The organism is Halomonas sp. BMC6, assembly GCF_964204995.1.
Taxonomy (GTDB): Bacteria; Pseudomonadota; Gammaproteobacteria; order Pseudomonadales; family Halomonadaceae; genus Vreelandella.
On record NZ_CAXNSH010000001.1, the window covers coordinates 2,856,035 to 2,871,767 of the forward strand.

General features: G+C 56.1%; 18 protein-coding genes, 1 tRNA gene and 1 pseudogene. 13 read left to right on the plus strand and 7 right to left on the minus strand.

Annotation, left to right across the window (positions count from 1 at the left end; translation table 11 throughout):
* Positions 1-51: 51 nt before the first annotated feature.
* Positions 52-1,512, minus strand: coding sequence for an NAD-dependent succinate-semialdehyde dehydrogenase (locus AB6K10_RS13865; RefSeq protein ID WP_339119038.1), 1,461 nt, complete (start codon positions 1,510-1,512; stop codon positions 52-54).
* Positions 1,513-1,622: 110 nt separating this feature from the next.
* On the minus strand, positions 1,623-2,174 hold the full coding sequence (gene folE / locus AB6K10_RS13870) for a GTP cyclohydrolase I FolE (protein WP_159342311.1): 552 nt from the start codon (positions 2,172-2,174) through the stop codon (positions 1,623-1,625).
* Positions 2,175-2,529: 355 nt separating this feature from the next.
* Here folE and AB6K10_RS13875 point away from each other — a divergent pair, with 355 nt between their 5' ends.
* Positions 2,530-3,123, plus strand: a complete 594-nt coding sequence (locus tag AB6K10_RS13875) for a hypothetical protein (protein WP_159342312.1) — start codon at positions 2,530-2,532, stop codon at positions 3,121-3,123.
* An 81-nt stretch (positions 3,124-3,204) separates the two neighbouring features.
* Here the strand turns inward: AB6K10_RS13875 and AB6K10_RS13880 are convergent, their stop codons facing one another.
* From AB6K10_RS13880 to AB6K10_RS13890, 3 genes and pseudogenes are all read right to left on the minus strand, one after another.
* Positions 3,205-4,179, minus strand: coding sequence for a serine/threonine protein kinase (locus tag AB6K10_RS13880; protein WP_339119039.1), 975 nt, complete (start codon positions 4,177-4,179; stop codon positions 3,205-3,207).
* A gap of 31 nt (positions 4,180-4,210) precedes the next feature.
* The gene (locus AB6K10_RS13885; protein ID WP_254436501.1) at positions 4,211-4,459 is read right to left on the minus strand and encodes a ComF family protein; all 249 of its coding nucleotides are present in this window, start codon (positions 4,457-4,459) and stop codon (positions 4,211-4,213) included.
* Positions 4,460-4,723: 264 nt separating this feature from the next.
* Positions 4,724-4,912: pseudogene (locus tag AB6K10_RS13890) on the minus strand (double zinc ribbon domain-containing protein); the annotation flags it as partial.
* A gap of 89 nt (positions 4,913-5,001) precedes the next feature.
* Here AB6K10_RS13890 and AB6K10_RS13895 point away from each other — a divergent pair.
* From AB6K10_RS13895 to AB6K10_RS13930, 8 genes are all read left to right on the plus strand, one after another.
* Positions 5,002-5,086, plus strand: a tRNA-Leu gene (locus AB6K10_RS13895).
* A gap of 162 nt (positions 5,087-5,248) precedes the next feature.
* Entirely contained in the window at positions 5,249-5,707 is a 459-nt protein-coding gene (locus AB6K10_RS13900) for a hypothetical protein (protein ID WP_368473621.1), read from the plus strand.
* 47 nt (positions 5,708-5,754) lie between these two features.
* Positions 5,755-6,042 carry a hypothetical protein gene (locus tag AB6K10_RS13905; protein WP_016915086.1) on the plus strand — a complete coding sequence of 96 codons (288 nt, stop codon included), beginning with the start codon at positions 5,755-5,757 and terminating at the stop codon, positions 6,040-6,042.
* Positions 6,039-6,383, plus strand: coding sequence for an IS66 family insertion sequence element accessory protein TnpB (gene tnpB, locus AB6K10_RS13910; RefSeq protein ID WP_044630870.1), 345 nt, complete (start codon positions 6,039-6,041; stop codon positions 6,381-6,383). Before AB6K10_RS13905 ends, tnpB begins: the two co-directional genes overlap by 4 nt.
* Before the next feature lie 28 nt (positions 6,384-6,411).
* On the plus strand, positions 6,412-8,073 hold the full coding sequence (locus AB6K10_RS13915) for an IS66 family transposase (RefSeq protein WP_339118472.1): 1,662 nt from the start codon (positions 6,412-6,414) through the stop codon (positions 8,071-8,073).
* Positions 8,063-8,332 (plus strand): hypothetical protein, encoded by a 270-nt coding sequence (locus AB6K10_RS13920; protein ID WP_062375866.1) that lies wholly within the window; start codon positions 8,063-8,065, stop codon positions 8,330-8,332. The genes AB6K10_RS13915 and AB6K10_RS13920 overlap by 11 nt, the downstream gene beginning before the upstream one ends.
* Before the next feature lie 57 nt (positions 8,333-8,389).
* Positions 8,390-8,578 carry a hypothetical protein gene (locus AB6K10_RS13925; protein WP_339119042.1) on the plus strand — a complete coding sequence of 63 codons (189 nt, stop codon included), beginning with the start codon at positions 8,390-8,392 and terminating at the stop codon, positions 8,576-8,578.
* A 35-nt stretch (positions 8,579-8,613) separates the two neighbouring features.
* The gene (locus tag AB6K10_RS13930) at positions 8,614-9,606 is read left to right on the plus strand and encodes a hypothetical protein (protein WP_339119043.1); all 993 of its coding nucleotides are present in this window, start codon (positions 8,614-8,616) and stop codon (positions 9,604-9,606) included.
* 28 nt (positions 9,607-9,634) lie between these two features.
* On the opposite strand, the gene AB6K10_RS13935 is transcribed toward AB6K10_RS13930, so the two are convergent.
* Positions 9,635-10,396: an SDR family oxidoreductase gene (locus tag AB6K10_RS13935; protein WP_339119044.1), complete on the minus strand. Its 762-nt coding sequence runs from the start codon at positions 10,394-10,396 to the stop codon at positions 9,635-9,637.
* A 194-nt stretch (positions 10,397-10,590) separates the two neighbouring features.
* Here AB6K10_RS13935 and AB6K10_RS13940 point away from each other — a divergent pair, with 194 nt between their 5' ends.
* The 4 genes from AB6K10_RS13940 (at position 10,591) to AB6K10_RS13955 (ending at position 14,179) form a co-directional block, all read left to right on the plus strand.
* Positions 10,591-11,079, plus strand: coding sequence for an FxsA family protein (locus AB6K10_RS13940; RefSeq protein ID WP_339119045.1), 489 nt, complete (start codon positions 10,591-10,593; stop codon positions 11,077-11,079).
* Positions 11,080-11,306: 227 nt separating this feature from the next.
* Positions 11,307-11,600 (plus strand): co-chaperone GroES, encoded by a 294-nt coding sequence (locus tag AB6K10_RS13945; RefSeq protein WP_044628009.1) that lies wholly within the window; start codon positions 11,307-11,309, stop codon positions 11,598-11,600.
* A 55-nt stretch (positions 11,601-11,655) separates the two neighbouring features.
* On the plus strand, positions 11,656-13,299 hold the full coding sequence (gene groL, locus AB6K10_RS13950; protein ID WP_137092879.1) for a chaperonin GroEL: 1,644 nt from the start codon (positions 11,656-11,658) through the stop codon (positions 13,297-13,299).
* A gap of 145 nt (positions 13,300-13,444) precedes the next feature.
* A complete protein-coding gene (locus AB6K10_RS13955; protein WP_339119046.1) occupies positions 13,445-14,179 on the plus strand; it encodes an RNA methyltransferase in 735 nt (244 codons plus the stop codon).
* Positions 14,180-14,253: 74 nt separating this feature from the next.
* Here AB6K10_RS13955 and AB6K10_RS13960 read toward each other — a convergent pair whose 3' ends face one another.
* Positions 14,254-15,597: a Na+/H+ antiporter NhaC family protein gene (locus AB6K10_RS13960; RefSeq protein ID WP_339119047.1), complete on the minus strand. Its 1,344-nt coding sequence runs from the start codon at positions 15,595-15,597 to the stop codon at positions 14,254-14,256.
* Positions 15,598-15,733 lie beyond the last annotated feature (136 nt).

The window sequence follows — 15,733 nt, forward strand, 5'->3', positions numbered from 1 at the left end:
AAAAAAAGCCCTCACTTGAAACAAGTGGGGGCTTTTTCGGTCTAGGGCGTTTTACTTGCCAAGATCAATACACAGGTATTTCGTTTCCAGGTACTCCTCCAGGCCTTGATGACCCCCTTCACGGCCCAGTCCTGACGCTTTTACCCCGCCAAAGGGTGCCGCGGCATTGGAGATGAGCCCGGTGTTGATGCCGACCATACCGTACTCCAGCGCCTCTGCGACACGCCATACACGAGCCAAATCACGAGAGTAGAAATAAGACGCCAACCCATACTGGGTGTCGTTGGCCATCTCGATGGCGGTCTCTTCGTCATCAAAGGGGAACACGGCGGCCAGCGGGCCAAACGTCTCTTCATGGGCCACTTTCATGGAGTCAGTGGCAAAGCTGATCAGCGTGGGCGTAAAGTAGTTGCCCCCCAGAGGATGCGGATGACCGCCCAGCAGCAGTTCGGCACCGTGGTCAACGGCATCTTGGACGTGTTCGCTCACCTTCTTCACCGCGTCCTCATCGATCAAAGGCCCGATGTTCACGCCTGGCTTGGTGCCATCCCCCACTTTGAGTTCGCTATTCATAGCGACCGCCAGCTTTTCGCAAAACGCATTGATGACGCTGGATTGGACCAAAAAGCGATTGGTGCACACGCAGGTTTGCCCGGCATTGCGGAATTTGGCCGCCATCGCACCTTCTACGGCGGCGTCCAAATCGGCGTCTTCAAAGACGATGAAGGGTGCGTTGCCGCCCAGCTCCAGTGAAATCTTCTGGATATGTTCTGCGGCTTGGGCCATCAGCGTACGCCCTACCTCCGTCGAGCCCGTAAACGTGATTTTACGAACCTTAGCGGACTCGGTCAGCGCTTTGGCGATGTCGGACGCACTACCCGGCACTACATTGAAGACGCCCCGGGGTATGCCAGCACGTTCGGCCAGCAGTGCTAGTGCCGTCGCCGAAAATGGCGTTTGGCTTGCAGGCTTTACTACGATAGTGCAACCAGCCGCCAAAGCCGCGCCCGCCTTACGAGTGATCATCGCCGCTGGGAAGTTCCAAGGAGTGATGGCCCCCACGACCCCTACGGGCTGCTTGGTGACGACTATGCGCTGGTTGGCATTGGCCGCGGGGATGGTTTCGCCGTAAACGCGGCGGGCCTCTTCGGCAAACCAGCGTAAAAAGCTGGCGGCATAGACGATCTCACCTTCAGCTTCTTTGACCGGCTTGCCCTGCTCATGCGTCATGAGCAGGGCAAGGTCTTGCTTATGCTCGAGCATCAAGTCATGCCATTTGAGCAGTAAGTCCGCACGTTCTTGCGCGGTGAGTGCCCGCCAGGCAGGAAGTGCTGCGTCCGCCGCATCAATGGCGCGTTCGGTTTCCGCTCGTCCCAAGCGTGGGATATCGCCGACGGGCTCACCGGTAGCGGGGTTCGTGACGTTGATTTGCTCACCGCTGTCAGCGGCCACCCAGCTGCCATCGATATAGGCAAACGGGCAATATAGCTGTGTTTCTCTCAGCGCTTCCATGACAGACTCCTGACCAAATGACGGCCTGATAGGCTCATTGACTCGTTCATGCTAAGACGAAACGATCTATTTCACCAAACCTTTGGCCCAAAACGACGGAGCCATCTTGCTTAGCTAATCAACGTTAAGAACTCTTGGCGGGTGGCTTGATTGCTGCGGAAGCCTCCTAACATGACAGAAGACGTCATGCTCGAATTCTGCTTCTCGACCCCACGCATCATCATGCAAAGATGGCGGGCTTCAATGACGACCGCCACTCCCCTCGCCTGAGTAACCTGTTGCACAGCTTCCGCAATTTCGCGGGTCAGGTTCTCTTGGATCTGCATGCGGCGCGCGTACATATCGACGATGCGGGCAAACTTGGAAAGTCCCAGCACCTTGCCGCTAGGCAAATAGGCAATATGGCACTTGCCGATGAATGGGAGAAGGTGGTGCTCGCACATCGAGTAAAGCTCGATATCTTTCACCAGGACCATTTCATCGGTCTGTGACTCGAACACGGCACCGTTGACGATCTCTTCGAGCGACTGTTGATAACCGGCATTCAAGAATTGCATGGCTTTCGCAGCACGCTTTGGCGTGTCTCTTAGCCCTTCGCGATCGGGGTTTTCACCCAGCGCGGTAATAATCTGACGGTAGTGTTGGGCGATATCGTCGGTCATGGTAGGCCTCATCAAAACTGTGCTTATTCGCTATCACTTAATCGCCTTGCAGCAATGTTAACGCGCCAGCGAGCTTCCATTATTGGCAAGCTACTTCTAGCTTGCGGTGTCATCCGTTTAGCTGCCTTACCCTACGAGTGCTAGCTGAACGCCTATCTTGGACAAACCATCCTGTACAAAAAATATACCTTAAACAATTTATGTACAACAAGAACGGTACATTAATCTATTTTAACGCACCTAAGCAGGCTGTGGCAGAGTGACACGCACCCCCCTTCGGCACTATAGGAGCTGTGCTATGCTATGGGCACTATTTTCCTGCTGACATTGCAGGGGCCACTGTTGAGAGTACGCTATGTCTTTTAAATCATCGCCCTTTTGGCTAACTGCCCTGCTGGGTACGCTATTTGTATCACCTTTGCATGCAGAGGAGTCGACGCTGGATCTGCCTAGCGGCGCAAAGGTGGGCGTTGAAGTGGTCGAGGCGTTGACGTTCAATAGCAGCCAATCACGTTATACCGACCTTCTGTTGCATCCCAAGCAGGCCAGCGGCACGACGCACTCGCTACCCGAATACTGCTTACTGGTGGCGAACGCCCAGCTCAACGGTGATCGTATTCGCATTACGACCCAAGACGCCACCTGCATTGAAACGCATGATGCAGAGAGCGCCATTTACTCCGGCGAATTCTCTGCCAGCGCCTACGCAGAAGATGGTCAATATGGTTTGGCGTGCAACAACGGCGACTGCACCCTCGCGCCGGGGCAGTCTTTTGTCCTCACCCTCGACGAAAGCATCCATATTGCGGCGCAAGACAATCCGTCTGCCGAGATCAACGCAACCCGACGCCAGGCCAACGGCGACGGCGTGGCGAACCCCATCCCCGGTGAGCGTCCAGACCCTGATCAAAGCGTCGAAAACCCCGCCCCCACGGAACAACCCGAGTAAACGTCCATCGCGTCGTATAACGGCCTTTCGCGCGTCATCATGAAAGGCCGTGTTGGGTTACCCCCAGCCATCGCTAGCCTGCTACGCCAGCCATAGCGGTGATTCCAAGTGAAGTAGCTGCTGTTCGAGCTGACGAATGTGCTGATCCCAGTATCCCGCTTCGGCCAGCCATGGAAACGCTCTGGGGAAAGCCGGGTCTTCCCATCTGTCGACCAGCCAAGCCGCATGACGTATCAGACGATACGCTCTCAACGGCTCGATGAGGGACATTTGCTGGTGCGGAAATGGCCGGGTTTCTTCGTACCCCTCTACCATTTCACTGAGCTGCGCTCGCCACTGCTGCGGCTGTTCCATAGGAAGCAGCATCCATACGTCCTGAATGGCAGGGGCCGTCAAACAGTCGTCGAAGTCGACCAGCTTAAAAGCGCCCTCGCGGCCAAGCACGTTCCCCAAGTGGCAGTCGCCATGAGTGCGAATCATACTGTCCGCGTCCACCGCTACGTCGTCCAGGCGTTCACGTATCTTCCCTACCACACGTTGGTAGGCGCGTACTTGGTGATCATTGAGCCAAGGGCTCGCCACCACGCGTCGTTCGGCATCGCTCACGTCTGGTCCAAGCCGCAGCGTTTCGCGATGATGAAACGGCCTTCGCGCCGCCACTTCGTGAAGCTGCCCCAGCACCTCGCCTAGTGCAAATAGCTGCGCTGGGTCATCCAGCTCTGGCGCTTGGCCAGAACATTGCGGAAACAGCGTAAAGCGAAACGTTTCGAAGGTGTGCAAGGAGGCGTGCTGGTCATCTCGCCACGGAGCCACGACGGGCACGCCGGCCTGCGCCAATTCGGTCAAAAAGTCATGCTCTTCCTGAATCGCCTCGTTTGACCAGCGTTCTGGTCGATAAAACTTCACCACCCAACGACCGCCATCTTCATCTCGAAACATCAGCACACGATTTTCATAGCTATTTAGTGCAAAGGGCTCACCCACCGGCCAAATGCCCACCGACTCGATGGCCGACATAACGACATCAGGTGACAGCGTACTAAACGGATGCGACATAGATGACTCCTTGAATGAGCGGCCTAGTTTATCAACTCTTCTGAAGCGGTGTGCGGGCAGCTGCCCACACATCGACACGTTTGGCACCCTGCGCCAGCACCTCGGCAGCGAGCGCATGCCCAGTAGCGCCGGTCGTTACCACATCATCAATAATCGTCACGTGCTCCGGCATGTCGCCTGCCACGACAAAAGCCCCGTTTAAATTTTGCCGCCGCTCTTTGCGGTTCAACGAGCGCTGAGAGGGCAAATGCTTGATACAACGGGCGTGAATCAGAGGCATCCCCACGCCTTCACCAAGCCGTTCAGCTAGCCACTGCGCTTGATTGAACCCGCGCTCTCGAGCGCGGCCTGGATACATGGGCACAGGCAGCAACGCACAGCCCAACGCATGTGGTCGCCTTGACAGCATTAAATTCACAAGCAGCCTGCCCGCCCGGGGCGATGCATGAAATTTAAAATCATGCACTAGCTGTGTAATAGCCTCTTGGTAGCAAAGCGGCGCTGTGGTGGCCGTAAAGTTGGGCGGTTCGGCCAAACAGTGGCCACAGTATGTTTGATGCGCGGCTGTCAGCGGCTCGGCACACCGCTTACAGCTCATACGATTCCAAGGCAGCATGGAATAACACTCCGAACACCACCCCTCTTCACCCGCTTGCGAGTAGAAACAAAACGCGCAGTAACCCGGCAATCCTCGTTTAAACCACTGATTCGCCAATGAGGTCCATCTCAGCATGATATGTCCACCTTACTTGCTAATGCTAAAAATAACGCCGCATAAGATTGACATTAACGCACAAGTTGATAATATACGCCTCGTCTTCTGCGGATGTGGTGGAATTGGTAGACACGCTAGATTTAGGTTCTAGTGCCGTAAGGTGTGGGAGTTCGAGTCTCCCCATCCGCACCAATTTATTTAAAGCGTAACACCTCAATCAATTCGGCAGCTTTTAGCTGACCGAATTTTTTTGTTTTTAACTTCCCCATTTTGATCTAACTAGCTGACTCGGCCCTCTTTTTACGCTACGTTATCGATCTTTATACGCCGCTTAATTTGAGAAGGATCTCAATGATGGAATGGCTGAACGACAACGCTCAGGCAATTTCTGCAGTGACAAGCATCTGCACGCTGTTGGTGTGGGTATTTTACGCGCAGCTGCTTTATAACGGTTACGTTCGTCAGCGTCGACCTCGTATTATCGTCAACCGAGGTAAAGGCGTGGGCACTAACGCGCTGTGCTTGATTAGTAACATGAGCAGCGAGGCCATCTATATTCAGCATTTGGTTGCCGTACTGCATACTCATGAAGGGGTGTACGAGCTGGACGTCGTCGAGTACCAGCAGCAAAGTGGCGACGACGATGAGGCATGCTACCGCACTCACCAAGGCCCTTTGGCATCGGGCGACTATTTGCACATTCAATCCTTCGGTTCGATCGTCGATCAGATCGCTCAGCATTGGCAGCTAGATCAAGACGCACTGCATCGCCAAAGTAAGCGTTCATTCCACGACGTTCTGCCACCCTGCTGAAAATCGCCCTACAGTAACCTCACACTTTCCAACACGAGGTTACCCCCATGAGAAAGCACCGCACACCCGAACAGTGGCAGGCTCTGGTCAATCAGCAGCGTGACAGTGGTCTGTCAGCTTCGAAGTTCTGCAAACAAGAGAACATCGGCTACGCCAGTTTCTGTAACTGGCGCAAGCGCCTGTCCGATCAGGCGGCCGGTGACTCAGCGGATTCCGGCGAAGCCGGTTTTCTGGACCTGTCCTCTCTGATGGGTGCGGCGCAGTCCGGCCCAGGCTGGAACATTGTGCTGAGCCTGGGCAACGGCGTCGAACTGCGGCTGAGCCAGAACGGATGATCGGGCTCGATAGCCAGGCGCGCATCTGGCTGTGCACCGAGCCCACCGACATGCGCAAATCGTTCCGGGGCCTGAGCGCCCTGGTTCGGAATCAATTGAAGCACGACCCCCTCAGCGGTCAGTATTTTGTCTTCGTCAATCGCCGTAAGACCCAGATGAAGATGCTCTACTTTACCGCCACCGGTTACTGTCTGTGGGCCAAGCGCCTGGAGCAGGGCCAGTTCCGGGTGCCGTTATCCGCCTCCGGTCAGCGAACCCTGACCCTGACGGATTTGCAGCTGCTGATTGACGGCATTGAGGTGCAGAAATACCGCCAGTTCAAGCGTTTTCGAGGGGTATAGAAGACAGAGTTCCGGTATAATATCGGCCATGAATTCAACGGCTTCAGCTTCTTCTCCCGGTACACTTTCCTCCTCGGCTCTGGCCGAGGAGAATGCACTGTTGCGGGAGCAGTTGGAGGCCCAGGCGGAATCCATTCGGCAGTTGAAACACCAGTTAGACTGGTTCAAGAAGCAGCTGTTCGGCCCCAAATCCGAGAAGCAGGTGGTCGATCTGCCCGGGCAGGACAGCTTGTTCCAGCCAGAGGAGGCACCGCGACCGGAACAGCCTGCCGATGAAGAAAAACGCACTATTAAGGCTTACCAGCGCGGCACCGGCAAGAAGCAGCGGGACGACGATTGTCTGAACGACACTGGCCTGCGCTTTACTGCCGGGGTGCCGGTGGAAGTCATTGAACACCTGCCACCGGAGCTGACCGGTCCGGACGCCGACCAGTACGACATCATTGGCACTAAAACGACTTATCGCCTGGCCCAGCGCGCCTCCAGCTATGTGGTGCTCAAATGCGAACGCCCGGTGTTCCGTCGTAAGGGCACTGACTCAAAACCTGTGACGACGCCAGCCCCGTTCAACGTGCTGGACAACAGCCTGGCCGATGTCAGCCTGCTGGCCGGGTTGCTGGTGGACAAGTTCCAGTTCCACCTGCCGCTGTATCGCCAGCACCAGCGCATTCAACAAGCGGGTATTACCCTCAGCCGCAGCACCCTGACGAACCTGGTGAAGCGGGCCATCGACCTGCTTCGGCCCATTGTGGACGCCCAGACCGACAACGTGCTGCGCAGCCGGGTGCTGGCCATGGACGAAACACCCATCAAAGCGGGCCACCAGGGCCGGGCAGGCCCGCAGAAAGGCAAGATGAAAACAGGCTGGTTCTGGCCCCTATACGGTGATGACGACGAAGTGGTGTTTACCTACTCGAACAGTCGGGGCCGACTGCACATCGAGCAGGTTCTGAACGACCAATTCAGTGGCACTCTGATCAGCGATGGTTATGCCGCATATGCCCGCTATGCCGCGGCCCAGAAAGGTATTACTCATGCTCAATGCTGGGTGCATAGTCGCCGTTGCTTCGTTGAGGCCCAAAAGGATCATCCTGAGAAGGCCACCGAAGCCCTGCAACAGATCGCGAAGCTGTACCAGATTGAAGATACCATTAAGGAAAAGGAGCTCACCGGCGAGAAGAAGCGCCAATACCGGCTGGACCATGCGAAGCCGGTCGTCAGCGGCTTCTTCCAGTGGTGCCGGGATCAGTTGGCACAAGGCGGCCTCGTGCCCAGCGACCCGCTGACCAAGGCCCTGAACTACGTGCTCGGTCGCGAAGCGAGCCTGACCGTGTTCCTGGAAAACCCGGACGTGCAGCCAGACACCAACCACCTGGAACGGGCGCTACGCCCCATTCCAATGGGCAAGAAAAACTGGATGTTCTGCTGGACCGAACTGGGCGCGGAACACCTGGGCATCATCCAGAGCCTGATCAGCACCTGCAAGCTGCACGATATTAACCCCTACACTTACCTGGTGGACGTGCTGCAACGCGTCAGTCAGCATCCCGCCAGTGAAGTGGCGAACCTGACTCCGCGGCGCTGGAAAATCCGGTTCGCCGAGAATCCGCTACGGGCTCTGATCGATCCCCGTCATCCGGACCGACAAGCCACGCAACTCACACCGGTGGAGGTCGTCCATGCGCATTGAGGACATGAGCATCGACGAGTTGCTGGAACTGAACCAGTACATCTGCCAGCGCATTGATGAACTGCAAGAACAGGAAACCCTGCAAGCCTTGAGTCGGTTGCGGGTTGGTCTGAAAGTGACCTTCGAAGGCCGAGAAGGACCGGTGTTGGGGATCGTCACCAAGATCAACCGCAAGAGTGTGATCGTGCTGGGCGAGGAAGGCAGGAAACAGTACAAGGTCTCGCCGGAGTTACTTAGGCCTCTGCGTGACGTGAAGTAGGTCAACTACGTCGTAGGATGAACGCTTACTCGCCAAACGCCCGAGCTTGAGATACGAGTGATCGCCATTTATGGCTCGGAGGATATGCCAGTAGGCGCCTCGCGGCGTTTTGCCTTGGACTTGAACGCCAGCCCGCTCCATCAGCTCACTCCGTTAAAAGTCGATACCGAACGCATGAACAGCCGAAAGGACCGCAAGCGAGTGCTGAAGTGGGCAAAAGCCATCGAAATGCATAAAGCACAATAATGCGTGCACATAATTAAAACGTTGGGGACGACCTTATGAAACCAGTCATTGCGTTTATCTGCCTTGGCGCACTTGCCTCCCTGTCGCTTGATATCTATGCCGCCGAGGAAGATAGCGATTTACCGGACTGGGCCGAAGAGCGGGTAGAACCTTTCCGCACCCGCGTTGGCAACTGGGTCGACAACACTTCTCGCAATATTGATGCTTTTTTTGGCGGCGACCAGTCGGCCACGGTCGAAAATAAATCCTACCTTCGATTAGGCCAGGAAATCGATTGGATGGAGGGCGCCGGGACCAGCGGTGACATCAGCGTTCGCTATCGAATCGACCTCCCCACTACCGAAGAGCGCCTTAGGCTTGTGGTAGAGAGCGATCCAGAAGAGTCACAGGGCACACTAGCGGAGCAAGGCTCTGGGCGACTCTACAACGATCAACAAGACCGCAGCACTTCGACGTTTGGTCTGGATTGGCTTGAAAGCCGGGACAAACGAGAAAACTGGAGCAACCGGATAGGCGCGGGAATTCGTCTGCGCATGCCGCTCGACCCCTATGTGCGCTTTACCAGTGAACGGTTATGGGACCTTGGCGACGGGCCCTGGCAACTCGAATCGTTCAACCGCGTTTCCTGGTTCAACAATGAGGGCTACTCTGCGCGCACGACCTGGGATGTCGGTCGGCCGCTGTCCGCCAACCGACACCTGCGCTTCATCACCACCGTGCAATGGCGAGAGGAAGAAGACAAGCTGGAGTATAGCGAAGTCGCTCAGCTCAACCAGCGCCTCAACGACCGCAGCGCGCTGCGCTACTCGGCCATCGCCATTGGCGAAAGTGCTTCTAATCCCCGCATGACCAACTACTACTTACAAACTCGCTATCGCCGGGATATCCATAAAGGCATTCTCTTTGGCGATGTGATTCCAGAGCTGCATTTTCAACGCGAGGATAGCTACGATCCTCGCTGGGCAATGACACTGCGTTTGGAAATGTACTTCCAGCGTGACATCCAACGTGACTACTTCCACTTCTAAGCGCCATCATCAGCGATGATAAGCAGCTCTATAGCCGCAACCCCCCGTCACACTCGATGATGCGCGCAGTGAAATAGTCGTTCTCTAAAATGAAACCAACGCTTTGCGCAATGTGGTCCGGCTCGCCCAACTGTTGCAACGGGACGCTCGACGCGATTTTTTCCAACATGTCGGGCCGCATAGAAGCGGTCATATCAGTATCGATAAAGCCCGGTGCCACCGTGCCAGTACGAATCCCGTAGCGTGCCAACTCTTTGCCCCACGTTACGGTCAGAGCGTGCACTCCGGCCTTTGCTGCGGCGTAGTTGCTTTGCCCCATATTGCCCGCGCGGGAAATGCTGGAAATATTGACGATAACGCCCTCATGCCCCGCCTCGATCATCTGCGTGGCCGCCTCACGGCCGCATAAGAATACGCCCGTTAAGTTGACGTCTAGCACTCTTTGCCACGAGGAGAGCGTCATGCGCTTTTCCACGCGCCCCTCTTTGGCTTTGATCAGTAGGCCATCATCGGTAATACCAGCATTGTTCACGCAGCCGCTAATGGGACCCATGCGCTCGGCGATATCCGCAAACCCACGCTCGACAGAGGCCTCATCGGCCACGTTAACCACGAACGCCTGAGCCGTCACGCCCTCGGCGCCCAAGGCGGACACCGCATCATCCAGAGCCTCAGCACTCCTATCCAGTAACGCCACGTGGGCACCCTGCCTGCCCAGTCGTTGCGCGATGGCAAATCCTAGCCCTCGTGCTCCACCCGTAATGGCAATGACTCTGTTATCCACTCGCATTTTTCTCTCTCCTTATGCAGGTTTATCCGCAACATTGCTGTCCACCAGCTCGCCCAAAACGCTTTTTGCATTGCAGCATAGAAGAGCCCGCTATGAATATCGAGCGTTTAAGGCCGGCAGTGACCTCTCAGAACGGCTTGTTTTTTATATTTCTGTCACCATATTGAGCAATTACGCCTGTTTTGGAGTTGGCTATGCCCATTCTTCTCTTTATATCGCTCTTTACGCTACTGGACTTTGTGCTGCTTTTCTCAATCGGCAGCCAGATAGGCTTATTGAGCACCCTGATCTTGGTGTTAGGCACCGGTTTCATCGGCCTTCATCTGATTCGAAAAGAAGGTGTTTCCACCTTTGCCCGCGCCCGACAGCGGATGCAAATGGGTGAAATACCCTCTCAGGAGCTACTGACTGGCGCTGCCCTCATCTTTGGTGGCGCTCTTTTGCTTGCCCCAGGGTTTCTGTCCGATGCGCTGGGTATCGCATGCTTGATTCCCAATGCTCGCCAACTGCTCATGAAAGCGCTCACTTGGGTGGGGTTAAAAGGCGCTGCTACCAAGCAGCACACCTATCAACGTGGCGCCTCGGGCTGGGACGCATCCGGTGAGAAGCCTTCGTCAAACGGCCAAGACGGCCCTATCGAGGGCGAGTTTATTAGTGGTGATGACGATCCGCGCTGCCGCTAGACCCTCCCTTTCATCTCTAGGGTGGCTGGTAATTTTTTTCTTATCCACCCCTTGAAAGGTGTTGGCTAGCCCCCACTTTTGAGTCAGCACACAGGTTCGGCGAAGGCTTCGCTTTCGCCATTGACATGAAGGCATGATGCCTTCGCTTTCCGAGGGCTTGGCCCGCGGAAATCACTTTAAGCTAACTGCCCTTTTAGGGCTTTGACGATACTCAGGAGAACGTGAGCATGAATATCCGTCCTTTGCACGATCGCGTCGTGATCCGTCGCGTGGAAGAAGAGCAGAAAACCGCTGGCGGCATCGTGCTACCGGGTAATGCACAGGAAAAACCCACGCGTGGCGAAATCCTGGCCGTTGGTAATGGCCGCATTCTCGATAACGGCGACGTACGCCCGCTGGACGTGAAAGTTGGCGATACGGTGATTTTCAAAGACGGCTACGGCGTTGAGAAGCAAAAAATCAACGGCGAAGAAGTTCTGATCATGAGCGAAGCCGATATCCTGGCCGTCGTTGAAGGCTAATCCGCCTCGGCTAATTACTTTCCCATTTTATTTCAATTGTTAGGAAGTAACGAACATGGCAGCTAAGCAAGTTAAGTTCTCTGATGACGCTCGCAAACGCATGGCGCGTGGTGTCGATATCCTGGCCAACGCCGTTAAAGTCACGCTGGGCCCGAAAGGCCGCAACGTGGTATTGGACAAATCCTTCGGCGCGCCGACCGTGACTAAAGACGGTGTCTCGGTTGCGAAAGAGATCGAACTAAAAGACAAGTTCGAGAACATGGGCGCCCAGATGGTCAAAGAAGTGGCGTCTAAAACGTCTGACGCCGCAGGTGACGGTACCACCACGGCGACCGTTCTGGCTCAAGCGATTGTCGCGGAAGGCCTGAAAGGCGTTACGGCCGGTATGAACCCGATGGATCTGAAACGCGGTATCGACCAAGCGGTCGCCGCGGCGGTAAAAGAGATCCAGGCGATGTCCGTACCCTGCACCGACACCAAATCCATTGCCCAGGTAGGTACTATCTCTGCCAACGGCGACAAGCGCATTGGCGAAATCATCGCCGAAGCGATGGAAAAAGTCGGTAAAGAAGGCGTCATCACCGTCGATGAAGGTCGCGGCTTTGAAGACGAGCTTGAAGTGGTTGAAGGCATGCAATTCGACCGCGGCTACCTCTCGCCCTACTTCGTCACCAACCAAGACACCATGACCGTCGAGTTGGAAGATCCGTACATCCTGCTCGTCGACAAGAAGATCTCCAACATTCGCGAACTACTGCCGGTGCTGGAAGCCGTTGCCAAGCAAGGCAAGCCGCTGGCCATCATCGCTGAAGATATCGAAGGCGAAGCGCTGGCGACGCTGGTCGTGAACAACATGCGCGGTATCGTGAAAGTTGCGGCTGCCAAAGCACCTGGCTTCGGCGACCGTCGCAAAGCGATGCTGCAGGATATCGCTATCCTGACCAACGGCACCGTGATCTCCGAAGAAGTAGGTCTGACCCTTGAGCAGGCAAACCTGGATCACCTGGGTACTGCCAAGCGCATGACCATGTCCAAAGAGAACACCACCATCATCGATGGCGCAGGTGCTGAAGACGACATCGAAGCGCGCGTTAATCAAATCCGCGCGCAAATCGAAGAAACCTCTTCTGACTACGACAAAGAGAAGCTGCAAGAGCGCGTTGCCAAACTGGCAGGCGGCGTTGCCGTCATTCGCGTCGGTGCAGCAACAGAAGTCGAAATGAAAGAGAAGAAAGCCCGTGTTGAAGATGCTCTGCACTCAACTCGCGCTGCCGTAGAAGAAGGCGTCGTACCTGGTGGCGGTACTGCCCTGGTACGCGTGATGGCCAAAGTACAAGGCCTGACCGGTGACAACGAAGATCAGAACCACGGTATCAACATGGCGCTTCGTGCCATGCAGGCACCGCTGCGTCAGATCGTCACCAACGCTGGTGAAGAAGCTGCTGTGGTCATCAACCGCGTGAAAGATGGCGAAGGTAACTTCGGCTACAACGCACAAACCAGCGAATACGGCGACCTGTTCGAAATGGGCGTTCTGGACCCGGCGAAAGTGACCCGCACTGCACTGCAGTCTGCTGGTTCCGTCGCTGGTCTGATGATCACCACCGAGTGCATGATCGCCGACGACCCTGAAGAAAAAGAAGCTGCCCCGGATATGGGTGGCATGGGCGGAATGGGTGGCATGGGCGGCATGATGTAATGCACCCATGAGCCGAACGCTCTGACGTTTAACGTCATTAAGAACCCCGCTTCGGCGGGGTTCTTTCGTTGCTGCCGCCTTCATGGCGTCATAAAGCGTGCTACCATCACCGACTTTATTTGGCAGCTTTTAGGTTCGACTTCCCGTGCTTTCCAATATTCGTATCGTGCTGGTGCAAACATTCCACCCGGGCAACATTGGCGCTACAGCCCGCGCCATGAAAACCATGGGACTGACAGAGCTTGTGCTGGTCAATCCCCGTACATTTCCCGATGAAGACGCCACTCGCCTAGCCGCCGGTGCCACGGACGTACTGGAGAATGCTCTCTGTGTGAGCACGCTAGAAGAGGCCGTACGCGACTGCGTGCAGGTAATCGGCGCCAGCGCTCGGTTACGCAGCATGCCGCTGCCCCATTTCGACGAGCCTGACGAGATGGCCCAGCAAGTCATCGACAACGCCCACCAAGCACCGGTGGCACTGGTGTTTGGCCGCGAACGCTCGGGGCTGACCAACGATGAGATTCGCTGCTGCAGCCACCAAGTCAGCATTCCCGCCAACCCCGAGTATGGCATTCTCAATTTATCGCAAGCGGTTCAGATTCTTGCCTACGAAGTGCATCGCGCCTGGCGCAAGCGCGACGTCAGCGGCTTTGCGTATCAGCGCACGCTGGAAGCCACGCCGCCTAGCCGCGAACAGTTTGGTTACTTCCAGGAGCATCTTGGCCGCTTGATGCAGCAAAGCGGCTTTTTAACCCAGCCTCACGCCCGTACCGAAGAGCAGCTTCAAGCGCTGTTTGCCCGTGCACAGCCGAGTCGCAAAGAGCTGTCCCTACTCCGCGGTCTACTAAGCGCCTTTGAAGCGCACTTGCCCAAGCAGTAATTCCTTACCCGCTCAACGCATTTCCATTAAAAAGGGCAGCTTAGCGCTGCCCTTTTGGTAAATATTGCGTGTGCTTAAAGCGACATGGCCGCCAGCCAGCCAAATGCAATCAACGGAAGGTTATAGTGTAGGAACGTGGGCACCACGCTATCCCACATATGGTCGTGCTGACCGTCTACGTTCAAACCTGACGTTGGCCCCAAGGTGGAATCCGACGCCGGCGAGCCAGCATCCCCCAATGCGGCAGCGGTGCCCACCAGTACCACGGTCGCCATGGGAGAGAACCCAAACTGCACGGCAAGCGGTACGAAAATCGCCGCAATAATGGGAATGGTGGAGAACGAAGAGCCAATGCCCAGGGTAATGAACAGGCCAACCAACAGCATCACCAAAGCGGCCAAGCCACGATTATCGCCAAACAGATCGAAAGCACCTGCGACCAGCGATTCGATATCACCGGTGGCTTTCATGACTTCCGCAAAGCCTGCCGCCGAAATCATGATAAAGCCAATCAAGGCCATCATACGCATGCCGCTGGTGAACAAATCATCGGCCTCGCGCCATTTGAAAATGCCACCCAGCGACAGCAAGCCGATACCCACCAAACCGCCAACGATCATCGAGCCGGTGTAGAGTTGAAGGCCCAGCGCGGCCACGATCGCCAAGCCTGACATGACCAACCCTAAGAGGTGCGGTTCGACAGGTGTGTGCGCCTGGCCATTGGGCGCGGCCACGTCCTTAGTTGCGTAGCTGCGCTGGCCGCGGTAGCTAAACAGCAGGGCGACCAAAAGGCCAATGGCCATGCCGCCCACCGGAATGGCCATGGCCAGGGGCACCATGCCACGAGAGATCTCCAGTCCTAGCGGCTCTCCGGCACTGTTGAGATTGGCTAACAGAATATCGTTCAAGAAGATCGCCCCGAATCCTACCGGCAGCAGCATATAGGGCGCAGTAAGACCAAAGGTCAAAGCGCAGGCCACGGCGCGGCGGTCGAGTTGCAGACGATTCATCACCGCCAGCAGCGGTGGAATCAGCACGGGAATGAACGCGATATGGACCGGAATGGCATTTTGTGAGGAGATCGCGACCAGCAGTACGGCCACCAGCAGCAGCATCTTCACCCGTGCTTGGTGGGCGGCGGTCGCTTCTTTACCCAACAGAGTGATCAATCGGTTCGCCAGCATGTCCGGCAACCCAGAACGAGAGATGGCCACGGCAAAAGCGCCTAACGTTGCGTACGCCAGCGCCACCTGAGCGCCCCCACCGACGCCCTCGTTGAACGCGCTGAGCGTGTCGTCTAGGGAAAGGCCTCCGACCAGCCCCCCTACCAACGCACCAACCACCAGTGCGAAAACGACGGACACGCGAAGAAGTGACAGTGCCACCATGACGAGCACTGCAAGAATTACTGCATTCATGGAAATACCCAGGGTTATTGGAAGGTCATCAACGCCAAAGGTGGCGGATTTTAACAGATGGGGCGCGCTTAATCAGGCGAAAGTGACGCTCTCTTTTGGTTACGACTTTAGTCACAACGCTATTGCTGCTATGCAA

What these genes read in the sequence shown, in the direction of transcription:
- AB6K10_RS13960 (WP_339119047.1), bottom strand. Translation starts at nt 15,597, where the DNA reads ATGAATGCAGTAATTCTTGCAGTGCTCGTCATGGTGGCACTGTCACTT.
- AB6K10_RS13935 (WP_339119044.1), bottom strand. Translation starts at nt 10,396, where the DNA reads ATGCGAGTGGATAACAGAGTCATTGCCATTACGGGTGGAGCACGAGGG.
- AB6K10_RS13945 (WP_044628009.1), top strand. Translation starts at nt 11,307, where the DNA reads ATGAATATCCGTCCTTTGCACGATCGCGTCGTGATCCGTCGCGTGGAA.
- tnpB (WP_044630870.1), top strand. Translation starts at nt 6,039, where the DNA reads ATGATCGGGCTCGATAGCCAGGCGCGCATCTGGCTGTGCACCGAGCCC.
- AB6K10_RS13920 (WP_062375866.1), top strand. Translation starts at nt 8,063, where the DNA reads ATGCGCATTGAGGACATGAGCATCGACGAGTTGCTGGAACTGAACCAG.
- folE (WP_159342311.1), bottom strand. Translation starts at nt 2,174, where the DNA reads ATGACCGACGATATCGCCCAACACTACCGTCAGATTATTACCGCGCTG.
- AB6K10_RS13880 (WP_339119039.1), bottom strand. Translation starts at nt 4,179, where the DNA reads ATGTCGCATCCGTTTAGTACGCTGTCACCTGATGTCGTTATGTCGGCC.
- AB6K10_RS13930 (WP_339119043.1), top strand. Translation starts at nt 8,614, where the DNA reads ATGAAACCAGTCATTGCGTTTATCTGCCTTGGCGCACTTGCCTCCCTG.
- AB6K10_RS13905 (WP_016915086.1), top strand. Translation starts at nt 5,755, where the DNA reads ATGAGAAAGCACCGCACACCCGAACAGTGGCAGGCTCTGGTCAATCAG.
- AB6K10_RS13915 (WP_339118472.1), top strand. Translation starts at nt 6,412, where the DNA reads ATGAATTCAACGGCTTCAGCTTCTTCTCCCGGTACACTTTCCTCCTCG.
- groL (WP_137092879.1), top strand. Translation starts at nt 11,656, where the DNA reads ATGGCAGCTAAGCAAGTTAAGTTCTCTGATGACGCTCGCAAACGCATG.
- AB6K10_RS13875 (WP_159342312.1), top strand. Translation starts at nt 2,530, where the DNA reads ATGTCTTTTAAATCATCGCCCTTTTGGCTAACTGCCCTGCTGGGTACG.
- AB6K10_RS13865 (WP_339119038.1), bottom strand. Translation starts at nt 1,512, where the DNA reads ATGGAAGCGCTGAGAGAAACACAGCTATATTGCCCGTTTGCCTATATC.
- AB6K10_RS13900 (WP_368473621.1), top strand. Translation starts at nt 5,249, where the DNA reads ATGGAATGGCTGAACGACAACGCTCAGGCAATTTCTGCAGTGACAAGC.
- AB6K10_RS13940 (WP_339119045.1), top strand. Translation starts at nt 10,591, where the DNA reads ATGCCCATTCTTCTCTTTATATCGCTCTTTACGCTACTGGACTTTGTG.
- AB6K10_RS13885 (WP_254436501.1), bottom strand. Translation starts at nt 4,459, where the DNA reads ATGCCTCTGATTCACGCCCGTTGTATCAAGCATTTGCCCTCTCAGCGC.